6 protein-coding genes and 4 pseudogenes are annotated in these 12020 nt (G+C 67.0%); 4 read left to right on the top strand and 6 right to left on the bottom strand.

Going from position 1 to position 12020, the window contains the following annotated elements; genetic code table 11:
- Positions 1-173 precede the first annotated feature (173 nt).
- Positions 174-530: a hypothetical protein gene (locus CKW46_RS15730; RefSeq protein ID WP_117435939.1), complete on the bottom strand. Its 357-nt coding sequence runs from the start codon at positions 528-530 to the stop codon at positions 174-176.
- A gap of 156 nt (positions 531-686) precedes the next feature.
- Between CKW46_RS15730 and rbpA the strand changes: the two genes are divergently transcribed.
- A complete protein-coding gene (gene rbpA, locus CKW46_RS15725) occupies positions 687-1022 on the top strand; it encodes an RNA polymerase-binding protein RbpA (protein ID WP_011740265.1) in 336 nt (111 codons plus the stop codon).
- A gap of 60 nt (positions 1023-1082) precedes the next feature.
- On the opposite strand, the pseudogene lnt reads toward rbpA, so the two are convergent.
- The 3 pseudogenes from lnt to CKW46_RS15710 form a co-directional block, all read right to left on the bottom strand.
- A pseudogene (gene lnt, locus CKW46_RS15720) lies at positions 1083-4002 on the bottom strand (apolipoprotein N-acyltransferase).
- Positions 3995-5526, bottom strand: a pseudogene (locus tag CKW46_RS15715) (amidohydrolase). The pseudogenes lnt and CKW46_RS15715 overlap by 8 nt, the downstream one beginning before the upstream one ends.
- 246 nt (positions 5527-5772) lie before the next feature.
- A pseudogene (locus tag CKW46_RS15710) lies at positions 5773-6261 on the bottom strand (FxsA family protein); the annotation flags it as partial.
- Positions 6262-6333: 72 nt separating this feature from the next.
- Between CKW46_RS15710 and CKW46_RS15705 the strand changes: the two are divergent.
- Positions 6334-7044, top strand: coding sequence for a dienelactone hydrolase family protein (locus tag CKW46_RS15705; protein WP_094360182.1), 711 nt, complete (start codon positions 6334-6336; stop codon positions 7042-7044).
- 217 nt (positions 7045-7261) lie between these two features.
- Complete coding sequence (locus tag CKW46_RS15700) at positions 7262-8383, top strand: DUF389 domain-containing protein (protein ID WP_482053346.1); 1122 nt, start codon at positions 7262-7264, stop codon at positions 8381-8383.
- On the opposite strand, the pseudogene CKW46_RS15695 reads toward CKW46_RS15700, so the two are convergent.
- Positions 8380-9582 (bottom strand): annotated as a pseudogene (locus CKW46_RS15695) (ISAs1 family transposase). The gene CKW46_RS15700 and the pseudogene CKW46_RS15695 sit on opposite strands and share 4 nt — an antisense overlap.
- A 180-nt stretch (positions 9583-9762) precedes the next feature.
- Between CKW46_RS15695 and CKW46_RS15690 the strand changes: the two are divergent.
- The gene (locus CKW46_RS15690) at positions 9763-10272 is read left to right on the top strand and encodes a hypothetical protein (protein ID WP_083866449.1); all 510 of its coding nucleotides are present in this window, start codon (positions 9763-9765) and stop codon (positions 10270-10272) included.
- Between the two features lie 22 nt (positions 10273-10294).
- Here CKW46_RS15690 and CKW46_RS15685 read toward each other — a convergent pair whose 3' ends face one another.
- Positions 10295-11986: a threonine/serine exporter family protein gene (locus CKW46_RS15685; RefSeq protein ID WP_015355700.1), complete on the bottom strand. Its 1692-nt coding sequence runs from the start codon at positions 11984-11986 to the stop codon at positions 10295-10297.
- Positions 11987-12020 lie beyond the last annotated feature (34 nt).

Below are 12020 nucleotides of genomic sequence, written 5' to 3'. Positions count from 1 at the left end.
GGCAAGATTTCAAAACGTCCAATACTCCCAGCTATTTGCGAAACGGGCGGGCGCCAATGCGGCCGGATAACCCGTGGGCTGGATTTCCGTTGCACTGTGGTCCCGTATACCCCTGCGTACACCAGGCCCGCCGTCCATGGCGCGACTTTACCCGGCGCGCCGAGGCCAAACGGTCAGACACCCACTCGGTGCCAGCCGTCGGCGGCCCTGGCGGCCCGCAGCAGCTCGTCGCACAACTCACGCAGCTCGTCGACGCCGGCTCCCTCGTCAAGCGCGGTGGCGACGTCCTCGGCTGCGCATCGCACCTGGTAAACGCGATCCGACAGGTCGGCCGCCTCGTCCGCCGACAACACCACGGCATCGGCCGGCAGCGCCAATGCGGCCCCCGCATCGCCCCGGGTCATCATGGCCCGTTGCTCGTAGGCCCGCTGCCGGCATGACTGCCGGCAGTACTGACGACGACGGCCCATACCCGCGTCGGTGACGTCACGGCCGCACCAGCGGCATGGTTGAGGGCGAGGACGATTCACGCCTGCCGACTTTAGTCGGCCTCGCTCGACGCACTCAGTATCATTAATGGTCGCGTCGTGCGCCCGGGAACTATGTAGCCGGTCGCGACGTTTGGCAATCGGAAAGAATCACCAGTACGGAGCCCACCAGCTCGATGATCCGGAGGAGTAGCGGCGATGGCTGATCGTGTCCTTAGAGGCAGTCGATTGGGGGCCGTAAGTTACGAAACCGACCGCAACCACGACCTCGCCCCGCGTCAGATTGCTCGATACCGCACCGAGAACGGCGAAGAGTTCCAGGTGCCGTTCGCCGACGATGCCGAGATTCCCGGCACCTGGCTGTGCAAGAACGGCATGGAAGGCACCCTGATCGAGGGTGATCTGCCGGAGCCGAAGAAGGTCAAGCCGCCGCGCACGCACTGGGACATGCTGCTCGAGCGTCGCTCGGTCGAAGAACTCGAAGAGCTGCTCAAGGAACGTCTTGACCTGATCCGGTCGCGTCGCCGCGGCTGATGCCGCGGCCGGACCGCCGGCTAGCTGTGGTCGTGGGTGTGGGCGCGGTCGCCCCCACCCTCAGAACCCGCCCTCAGAACCCGCGAACCTGCCCTTGACGCCCCACCGGGTGACTTTGAACAGCGCCTCGCGGATGTTGGACCCGCTCATCTTCGATACGCCGATCTCGCGTTCGGTGAAGGTAATGGGAACCTCGGCGACGACGAAGCCGCTGTTCACGCTGCGCCAGGTCATCTCGATCTGGAAGCAGTAGCCCTTGGAGTCGACGCTGGCGAGGTCGATCTTCTCCAGCACCTCACGGCGGTAAGCCCGGTAGCCGGCGGTGATGTCGTGCACCCCAATACCGAGCGCGAGCCGCGAATAGGTGTTGGCCGTCTTGGACAAGGCCAGGCGCCGCCACGGCCAGTTTCGTACCGTGCCCCCGGGGACATAGCGCGAACCGATGGACAGGTCCGCACCGGCGTCGACGGCGTCCAGCAGGCGGTGTAGCTGTTCGGGCGCGTGGCTGCCGTCGGCGTCCATCTCGACCAGCACCGAGTACCCCCGGCTCAAGCCCCAGGCGAACCCTTCCAGGTAGGCAGCACCCAGGCCGTTCTTGGCCGTGCGATGCAGGACATGAATGCGATCGGGATCGGCGGCGACCAGCTCGTCGGCAAGCCGCCCGGTGCCGTCGGGGCTGTTGTCATCGACGATCAGCACGTGTACGTGCGGGCACGCGTCGACCACCCGCCGATGGATCAGGGGCAGGTTCTCCCGCTCGTTGTAGGTGGGAATGATCACCAGGGTGCGCTCGCTGGGACGAGGTCCCGGGCTCTGGGGCGCAGGTTGGCCGGTGGTCATGTAGCTCCTTATATGTCGCCCGAAATCAGGTTGAGTGGTGGCCGCCCGCCTCAGGCGGGGTGCCGGTTGCTGTCTGCAGGTCGTCCTCGGATTCGTTCCGGGACGCCGCGCCCGAGTCGTCAGCTTCGTCCTGGGGCGCATCGGACTGATCAGCTTCGCCCGCGGGCCCGGACCGCCGACGCGTCGGACGCGGGAACCACCCATTGTGCCGCATCGCGACCAGAATCAGCACGCCAGCCGCCCCCACCATCAGCCATTGCAGGATCGGAGCCCAGCGTGTTGCCGGGGTGAGTCTGGTCTTGAGACGGACCTGTATGTCCAGATACGCGGGCTCGAAGAAATCGGTCCGAACCAGCTCGCGGCCGTCTGGCGCTATCACCGCGCTGATTCCGGTGGTGCCGGCGACCACCACATATCGGTCGTGTTCGACGGCCCTCACCTTCGCAAAGGCCAACTGCTGCTCGCTCATCGTCTTGTTGAACGTGGCGTTGTTGCTGGGCACGGCCAGCAGTTGGGCCCCGTTTCGGACGGCCTTTCGCGGAGCCCTGTCAAAGATCACTTCCCAACAGGTCGACACGCCCACCGGTACGCCTGCGATGTTCACCACATCCGAACCCGGCCGGGGTACGAAGTGCCCGGCCCGGTCGGCATACCCGGAAAGATGCCGGAACAGCCACGGCATGGGCAGATATTCGCCGAATGGCTGCACGATTTCCTTGTCGTGGCGGTCGCCCGGTCCGGTGGTGGGATTCCAGACCAGCACGGTGTTGGTGTACTCCGCGTTCTCCAGGTTCTTCTGGCTGCTGCCCGGAGCGTCGAGCACCGTACCGACCAGGATCGGCGCTCCGATCGCCACGGCGGCCTTCGAGATCTGCTGCGCAGCGTCGGGGTTGATCAGTGGATCGATGTCCGAAGAGTCCTCCGGCCAGATGACGAACTGCGGCTGCGGAGCTAGGCCGGCTCGGACGTCCTCGGCCAGCTCGAGTGTCTCGCGGACGTGGTTGTCCAGGACCGCGCGACGCTGCGCATTGAAGTCCAGACCCAGCCGGGGCACGTTGCCCTGCACCACCGCGACGGTGATGGTGGGTTCTCCGCCGGATCCCGCACCGGCGTGGCGCACCTGCGGCCACACAATGACCGCGGCGAACAACACCAGACAGACGGCGATACCCGGCAGCAGGACCGCGGGGGGCTTGGCCGGCTCAACCGGCTGGGCCGCCTCGGGGTCGGCCTGCGGAGCGGCCGGGCTGCCGGTGCGCCACCACTTCTCGATCTCCAGGGCGATAGCGGCAAAGCTGGAGCCCACCAGCACTACCCCGGTGGACAACAGCGGCACACCGCCGAGCTGCGCCAACGGCAGCAGCGGCCCGTCAACCTGGCCGAACGCCACCGATCCCCAGGGGAAACCGCCGAACGGAACGATCGACTTCAGCCATTCTTGTGCGCCCCACAGCACCGCGAACCAGATCGGCCAGCCCGGCAATCGGCGCACCACGACCGCCGACAGGCCGAACAAACCCGGGAACAGCGCCGAGGTGGTGGCCAGCACCAGCCAGGGCACCGGCCCCACCAACGTCCCGATCCACGGCAACAGCGGCACGAAACAGGCCAACCCGAACACGAATCCATAGCCCAGCCCGCCCACAGGGGTGCTGGCTGGGTGCATCAGCACCCAGGTCAGCAGCGCCACCGAGACGATGGCAGCCCACCACCAGTTGGTGGGCGGGAAGCTGGCATACATCAGGAATCCGGCGACAAGCGACACCACCAACCGCACCAGCCGCGGGCGAGTTGCGGCCCACAGGCCGGGCAGTCGAGCCGCCGCTCCGGCGCCAAATGCCACCAGCCCCTGGCGCGCGGCAGTTCCGAGCCGAACGGCAGCGCTCGGCCCGGCGCTCACCTGCGTGGTCTCGGCCTCGGTCTCGGAATCCTGCGCCTCGTCCTGCGCCTCGTCCTGCTCGTCGGCGAGATCATCGGCGATCGCGGCGTCATCGCCCGGGTCAGCGGTATCCGCGTCGGGCTCTCGTTCATCGCCAAGCGGACCTGTTTGGTCAACGCCGGGCTCAGGTTGCACAACCTCCGGATTGTCCTCTTGAGCATCCACAGGCAGCCTTTCGCGACCGAGCCAGTCCCTAGCCATAAATGACCGCACCTCGATGCACGGTTTGACGACACCGCGGCAGCGGATCCGCCGGATCCAGCCGCGGCAGCGCGGGCACGCGCGACCGCGGGTCGGTAGACCAACGCTGGACGGCATCGCGGGGTGCGCTGACGGTCAGAGCGCCGGCGTCCCACACGGCATACGAAGCGGGCGCCCCGGGAACCAGGGTTCCGGTCTTTCCGTCCCGCACGCCCGCGGCCCGCCAGCCGCCGCGCGTTGCTGCCGCGAACGCCGCCCGCGCTGACACCGCGCTGCCCGCGGTGTGGTGGTTGACCGCCGCACGCACGCTCGCCCAGGGGTCAAACCCGGTGACGGGTGCGTCGGAACCAAACGCGAGGGGCACGCCTTGGGATGCTAACAGCGCAAGCGGATTGAGCAGGCGCGCTCGCTTCGGACCAAGGCGCCGGGCGTACATGCCCTCAGCGCCTCCCCACAGCGCGTCAAAGTTTGGCTGCACGCTGGCGATGATGCCCCACGCGCCCAGCTTCGCCGCCTGTTCAGCGGTGACCATCTCGGCGTGTTCCAGGCGGTGGCCGCAACGAGCCACGGCGACCACCCCGAGGTCGGCCACGACCCGCTCGAACGCGTCGACCACTGTCGCGACGGCGGCATCACCGATGACGTGAAATCCCGCGGTGACTTCCGCCTCGGTGCAGGCTCGCGCGTGTGCTTCCACCGCTGGCCCGTCCAGGTGGCAGGTTCCGACGCAGCCGGGCTGATCGGCATAGGGCTCATGCAGCCAGGCGGTACGCGACCCGAGCGCCCCGTCCACGAAGAGATCACCGGCCAGGCCGCGCGCGCCCGTTTCGGCCATCAGCGTGCGCGCCTGGGCGGCAGTGGTAACCGCCTCACCCCAGTAGCCGATCACCTCGACACCGTGCGGCAGGGCGGAGAGCTGCAGCCAGTCGTCGAGGCCACCGATTTCGGGGCCGCCGCACTCATGCACCGCGACGATGCCGGCGGCCGCCAGCGACCCCAGCGCCGCGGTCCGCGCCTCGGCGAGCTGTGGTTGAGTCAGCAGATCGCGGGCGCGGGCGCGGACCAGGTGGTGGGCTTCGCCGGTCAGGGGCCCCTGCTCGGTGAACCCGGCGGCCTCCGACAGGTGCGGGACCAGCCGGCGCAGGCCCGAGGAGGCCAGCGCGGAATGGACGTCGACTCGAGCCAGGTATGCGGGCCGTTCACCGAGCACCGCGTCGAGTTGAGCGGTGCTGGGGGCTATGTGCTGCGGCCATGCCGACTCATCCCAGCCATGGCCCCACAGCGGCTGGCCCGGGTGCGCCGCGGCGTGGTCGGCAGCCAACTGCAGGCACCCCCCAGTGAGCTCGCGGGCCGCAGGTCCAGCCCACTGATCGTCAGACCGGTCGCGGTCAGGTGGATGTGGCTGTCCACGAACCCCGGCGCAACCAATCCGCCGTCGAGATCCTCTACCTGCGCATCGGGGAACTGGTTGCGGCCGACGTCGTCGCTGCCCAGCCAGGCAACGGTATCGCCGCGCACCGCCATGGCGGTGGCGTCAGGATGCGTCGGGCTGTAAACCCGGCCGTTGACCAGCAGCTTGGTGGAAATCCGCGTCACACCGCAAAACTACGTGGGCGGGCCGGCCAGCTACCTGGCACCCGGCGCCGAGCGGTGGCGCGTCGAGGTACGCACGTTTCCGAAACTGTCGAAGCGAGTAAAGCCGTTGAATCGATCGAAACCATCGAAATCATCGAATTCGTCCAATTCGTCGACCTCGACCACCGCCTGCGGCAAGGTCGGCGGCTCACCATCGATGACGTCGATAACCTCGCCGTCGATGAAGTCGCGCTGCTCACGGGCGTTGCGGCGGTTGAACGCATCAGCCATGCTCGCCGCCGCGGCGCCGGTCAGCGGCACCCGTCGCAGCAAACCTGGCACCGCGATAGCGGTCAGGCCGGGACGGGCTGCGGCCCGGATCGGCGGGGCCAGCAGCAAGAACCCGAACACGGTGGTGACCAGGCCGGGAACCAGCACGAGCCCGGTGGCCACAGCAACCAGCGCGCCGTCGCTGAGCACGCTTCGCGGTTCCTGCAGGCCGGAGCGCAACTGCCCGAGCTGACGGCTCAGCTGCCAGCCGCCCATTGGGGCCCAGAACACCAACCCCAGGACAAAGCTGGCCAACAGCACCAGAACTGCCCAGGCGAACCCGATCGCTGCCGTAAGCCCAATCAGTGCCATGAGCTCGACAACGGCGTAGATGAGAATTAGCCAACCTACCATGTGACGCCAACGTATGGGAACTGCGCCCGAGTTCCGCGTACGGTCGCAACACGGCTGCAGTTAGATGACGCTATGACGACGATTGATATCGACACCCCCGCCGGACCAATCGACGCACTGCTGGGCGTTCCCACCGGAGAAGGTCCGTGGCCGGGGGTGGTCGTGGTCCACGACGCGATCGGTTATGCCCCCGACAACGAGGCGATTTCCGAGCGCATCGCCGCGGCAGGCTACCTCGCGCTGACTCCCAACATGTATGCGCGCGGCGGCCGCGCTCGTTGCATTACCCGCGTCTTCCGCGAGCTCTTGACCAAGCGGGGCCGCGCGCTCGATGACATCTTGGCCGCCCGCGACCACCTATTGGCCATGGCCGAATGCTCCGGCCAGGTCGGCATCGCGGGCTTCTGTATGGGCGGTCAATTCGCCTTGATCCTGTCACCCAGAGGCTTTGGCGCATCGGCACCGTTTTATGGCACCCCGCTGCCGCGCCACCTCAGCGAGACGCTCGACGGCGCGTGTCCGATCGTGGCGAGCTTTGGCAACCGCGACCCGCTGGGCCTGGGCGCACCCAGCCGGTTACGCGAAGTGACCCAGGCCAAACAGATCCCCGCCGACATCAAGGGCTATCCGGGTGCCGGGCACAGCTTCGCCAACAAGCTTCCCCGACAACCGCTGCTGCGCATCACCGGCTTCGGCTACAACGAAGCCGCGACCGAAGACGCGTGGGGCCGGGTCTTCGCGTTCTTCGGCGAGCACCTGGCCGCCGGGACTTCGGGTAGCTGAGCACCGCCAGAGCGGTTGGCATTCGGCCCGCGGACGTCGGTGCGAAATCGCCAGCGCGAGGTTGCATTACGGCAAACGCCGCGGCGTGTCGCTGCCCGAAAAGCCGGCAAATTGTCACACTGCCGGTAAGTTTCGTCCCTCAACAGACGATCACCGCCAGCAAAGTGGCTGGTGCAGAATGAGATCCGCACCCCGACCGCGATAGGCGACCCGACTGATGACGGTGGAGCTGCCCCCCAAACCGATGCTGACCGAAATTCCCGGCCGCAGCGCCGTGGGCGAGTCCGATGACCGGGCCACAACCGACCCAACCGACCCGAAGGGCAGGGCGGTTCCCTGGCGACCAAAGTTATTGCCGGTCGAGGACCGTCGCTCGATCATGGACACGCTGATGGTGACGCTGTCCGGCGGGGCGCTGTGGCGCTTCGCGGCCCTGATGGTCCTGTCCAGCATGGTCGCCTCGATCGGCCTGCTACAGAATTCCGCGGCCGTCGTCATCGGTGCGATGATGATCGCCCCCTTGATGGCCCCGATCATGGGGATAGCCGCCTGCCTGATCATGGGATGGGGACACCGGCTGCTGCGTGGACTGGCGCTGGTAGCGGTATCGGCCATGGTTGCCGTCGGGGTCGGATGGATCACCGCCACGTTGCTGCCCGCGACCGGCACCGGTCTGCCCAGCGAGGTTGTCGCCCGCTCCAGCCCGGACATCCGCGACCTTCTGGTCGCGATGGGTGCCGGCGCGGTCGGAGCGCTGGCCACGGTGCACAAGAAAATCTCTGCGGCCCTGCCGGGCGTCGCGGTCGCCGTCGCGGTCGTTCCCCCGCTGGGCGCGGCCGGCGTCCTGCTCGGGCGCGGACAGCCACAGTTGGCCCGCGGTGCCGTCATCCTGTTTTCGACGAACCTCGTCGGCATCGTGGTGATGGCGGCGGTGGTCTTCCTGCTGAGCGGACTGGTCCCGCTCCACAAGTTCCGCACCCACCGCCGCCAGATCGTCGCGTCGCTGGGTTTGGCGGCGGTCAGCGCCGTGGCGGTTGCCATGATCCTCACCCCGCGGTTCATCGCGCTTACCGGCCATGCCCGTGATCTCGAGATCGCCACCCAAACGCTGACCGACATGCTCAGTCCGGGCAGCGTGCTCAGCCACATCACCGCCACGGGCAGCACGGTCCGAGCCGACATCACCAGCCCCACCTCGCCCCCACCGGTGCAGACCGTGGCCGCCAGTCTCAGCCGGGCCCTGGGGCACCCGGTCACCGTGGAGTTGAGCTGGATTCCGGTGCGCGATCCCGAGCACAGTCGCCCGGACACACCCCAGGGCTCCGGCGTTGTTGATTAGCAGGCTTGTGAGCTGGGGAATTGTGGATTGAGGAGGTCTAGGCGGCGGTTGGCGGTCAAAGCGGTGATCCGGCAGGCTTCGGCGATGTTGTCGGCGCCGTTGAGGCGGTGCAGATTGATCGCGGTGTTGCGTAGCGTTGCTAGGACCTGTGCGCCGTTTCCGGTATGTGCCCTTTGACGGTCTTCGTCGAAGGTGACGTCGCGTATCCAGTGCAGGCTGTTCTCGATTCCCCAGTGTTGACGCATCCAGGTCATGATCGCGGTAGGGCGGGCGTGCTCGAACGGCAGGCTGCAGATGGCATAGACCACCTCCACGCTGCGCTGGTCGGTGGCGGTGATCAAACGTTCACGAGTAATCCGGATGATTTGTTTTGCGTAGGGGAAGCCGATTCCTCGTACAGCGGTGATGATTTGCAGGGTGCGGGTCTCGACACGGCCGTGGCCGCGGGAGTCGTCGGTAGCGGCTGCGGGCACCTCGGCCCAGGGCAGCGCGGTGATACGCGCAAGTATTTTGGCTTGGTTGGACTTGACGATCATCAGGTAGTGCGACTTCAAGGTGGCGCAGATCAACTTCGCGGTGACGACCTGGGTATGCATCGCATCCACGGTGACCAGCCACCACAAGCTACCCGGCAGCAGCGTGAGCAGGGCACGTACGCAGGGAATTTCATTGCTTTTCTCGGCGACAGCGAGTTGACCGAGCACCAATCGGGCACGGTGGGCGAACACCGACACGAAATGCGTGGCTGTCGCTTTGGCGCGTAAAGCACCACGCAGCATCTTGCCGTCCAACGCGATCGGCACCAATCCACTGGGGTCGCTGCTGGCCACGTGTGCAGTGAAGTAACTGCCCATCCTGGCGTTGAGGTCGGCGGGGTCTAGCCGAGACAAAACAGCGCGGAAGGTCTTCTCACTGGGCCGCCGGAACCGGACCCCTAATTAGGCCAACACATCATCGGGAGCGGTGGCCGCCCATGTAGCAAAACCAGCATAGCCGCACATCCCCGCGGCAGTGGCCAGAACCGCGATCGCCAACAAAGCCATCAGCGAATACCTCCGACCGCGTGGGTCCCTCGGGTCTAGCACCGAGACCAACACACCGAGAAACTCCGATCCGATGACCTCGCTACGCTCACCAGGACTCCAGCGGTCGAACACCTCTGGAACCGACGACACAGGCAATACTGAAACGGTAGGCACGGGCAACTCCAGACCAACGACGAACAGTAACCAACTCGATCGTTCTCCAGATAGCCCGTGCCTACACTCCGGCCCCAATAGCGCGGCACCAAAGATCATCAACCCAGCTCACAAGCCTGCTAATCAACAACGCCGGAGCCCTGGGACACACCCCAGCCACCGCTGAACGAACTGGGCCCGGTGATCCGAAGCTGGCTGGGTGCTCAGTCGTTGACCCTGCAAGGGCTCAGCTACGAGTCGGGGACGCTGGTGGTTTCCACCGCCGGGCCATTTCCACCGAAACGGGCCGAGGAGCTGACGTCGCTGATCGACTCGCGGTTCAACTACCGCATCCCGGTCAGCCTGGCCTGGACTCGCACCTTAGGCCCAGCCAAGTCCGATGGCACTCAGGCCGCGCTGGATACCGCGCGCACAACCGCGACCGCCTGGGCCGCCAAGAGACCGGACGTCGCGGTGTTGAGCACCAATGGCACCGCCAGCGCCATCACCATCACCCTGATCGGCCAAACCCAACCGGAAGTCGACTCGCTGGAAGCCGACCTGCAGACCGCCCTGCCGCAGTCCACCATCACCATCCAATGGATTTCCGGCGGCGTGCTGGTCGTCGCCACGCCCACCCCCGAACCCACGCCGGCTCCGGCACCAGAGCCCGAACCGACGCCCGCAAAGGTGTCCACCTCGACGCGCTGACCGAGACGGCCGGCGAGGACGGCTAGGACTCGTCCCGGTGACCACCGTGACCGCCGTGACCGCCGTGCCCCCCGGTTCGGTCGTTGTCCTCGGCGGCGTCGGAGTGGTCGGTCGACGCCGGCTCGAGCGCGACACTTCGCGATTGTTGGCCTCGGGTGTTGGTCGACTGCGCGTTCTTGGTCGGTTCCAGGCGCACCACTCGGCCGACGGCCCGACGTAGTCCGGGCGGACCCTCGATCCGCAACAAATGACCGATCCGTCCGGCGCGATACCGCAGTGGTGAGCCGACGAACTCACCCAGCACCACCCCACTGCCCAAGGCGAGCGCGGTCGCCGCCGCCGACAACAACTGGCTTTGCGCCTCATCGAAATGCGAGTCGGCAGCGAAGTAGAAGACAGCGCGGAAAACCGCCAGACCGGGCAGCATCGGCACGATGCCCGCTGTGGCGGTCACCAGCGCGAGGGCTTGACGGCGAATGGAGATCAGGGTCGCCAGAAAACCGACCCCGACCGCAGCGATCCCGGTGGCGATCACCTGACCGAAACCGGCGGTGCCAAGACCGATCAAGACCAGGTCGGCGAGTCCGGCCGCGAACCCGGCGGTGACGGCCGACCGCAGCGGCGCGTAACTCGCCACGGTCAGGCATGCCCCGGCCAGCATGGCTCCGAGCACCGTGAGCAGGATCGGCAGCGGCCCCTGCGGAACAACGAACCCGCCACTCCCATGGACACGCAGCTCGATCTCGACGCCCGCGGTCTTGGCGATCTGCAGGCCGGCAAGGATGCCGACGACGATTCCCGACGTCAGGAACAATGCCTCGCCGATCCGGGCAACCGCGGTGACCATATAGCCGGTTATCGCGTCCTGCATCGCACCGACCAGCGTCAATCCGGATAGCAGCATCACGATCCCGGTGGCCACCAGGGCCGCCAGCCCCTCACCGGTGAACAGATAGGCCGCCACCGCGACCAAGGTCGCGACGGCCGCTCCGGTCACCCGCTGGAAGAAGTACGGGGTCCCGATCCGGTTCAGCACCCGGCCCAGTCGATCGATCGTCGCGGCGGTCAGCGCGGCGATGGCGCAGGTCCGCCAGTTGGCTCCCAGCATCATGGCGATGCCGAGGGAAAAGCCCGCCCAGCAGACGGTCGCCAGCCAGCGCGGGTATGGATGCGGCCGTTGGGTCAACTCGTCCATGGCTTCGTGTGCCTCATCGACGGTGACCCCACCGGCGGTGATCTCCTGGACCAGCCGGTCCAGTTCGGCCAGCCGGGTGAAGTTGGTGGAGCGGGTCCGCACCGAGCGCACGATGGTGACCGGCGCACTCTCCGCGGTCGGCAGGGCCGACACGATGATCGTGGTGACCGTGATGTCGACGACGCAGTCGGTGATCTGATACGCCTGAGCCACGTCGTTGGCGGTGGCGACGACGTCGGCGGTACCCGAGCCGGAGGACAACATCACCTCGGCTAGTCGAATGGTGAGGTCCAAAACCTTGCGGACGTGCTGATCACCCATACCGCTCGAGGTCCGGCTGCGCTGTCCGGCGACAGGCACTGGGTCGCGCCGTCCGCGCAGCGCGATCCGCAGCCCGCGCCGCGAGCCGGCCACGCCATCCAATCGATCCTGCACCCCAGGCAGGATACTGATTTTTGAGGGTGAACCTCGGACCGCGAGCACAACCGCCACGACCGTCAGCGGAGCCAGCCCGCCCATGGTGGCCGTCGATAGCTCGAGTCCGCCGCGCTAG

The organism is Mycobacterium liflandii (genome assembly GCF_022354805.1).
GTDB classification, from domain to species: domain Bacteria; phylum Actinomycetota; class Actinomycetes; order Mycobacteriales; family Mycobacteriaceae; genus Mycobacterium; species Mycobacterium marinum.
This window is presented reverse-complemented; position numbering and strand designations above follow the sequence as displayed.

What these genes read in the sequence shown, in the direction of transcription:
- CKW46_RS15700 (WP_482053346.1), top strand. Translation starts at nt 7,262, where the DNA reads ATGACGGTGGAGCTGCCCCCCAAACCGATGCTGACCGAAATTCCCGGC.
- CKW46_RS15685 (WP_015355700.1), bottom strand. Translation starts at nt 11,986, where the DNA reads ATGGGCGGGCTGGCTCCGCTGACGGTCGTGGCGGTTGTGCTCGCGGTC.
- rbpA (WP_011740265.1), top strand. Translation starts at nt 687, where the DNA reads ATGGCTGATCGTGTCCTTAGAGGCAGTCGATTGGGGGCCGTAAGTTAC.
- CKW46_RS15705 (WP_094360182.1), top strand. Translation starts at nt 6,334, where the DNA reads ATGACGACGATTGATATCGACACCCCCGCCGGACCAATCGACGCACTG.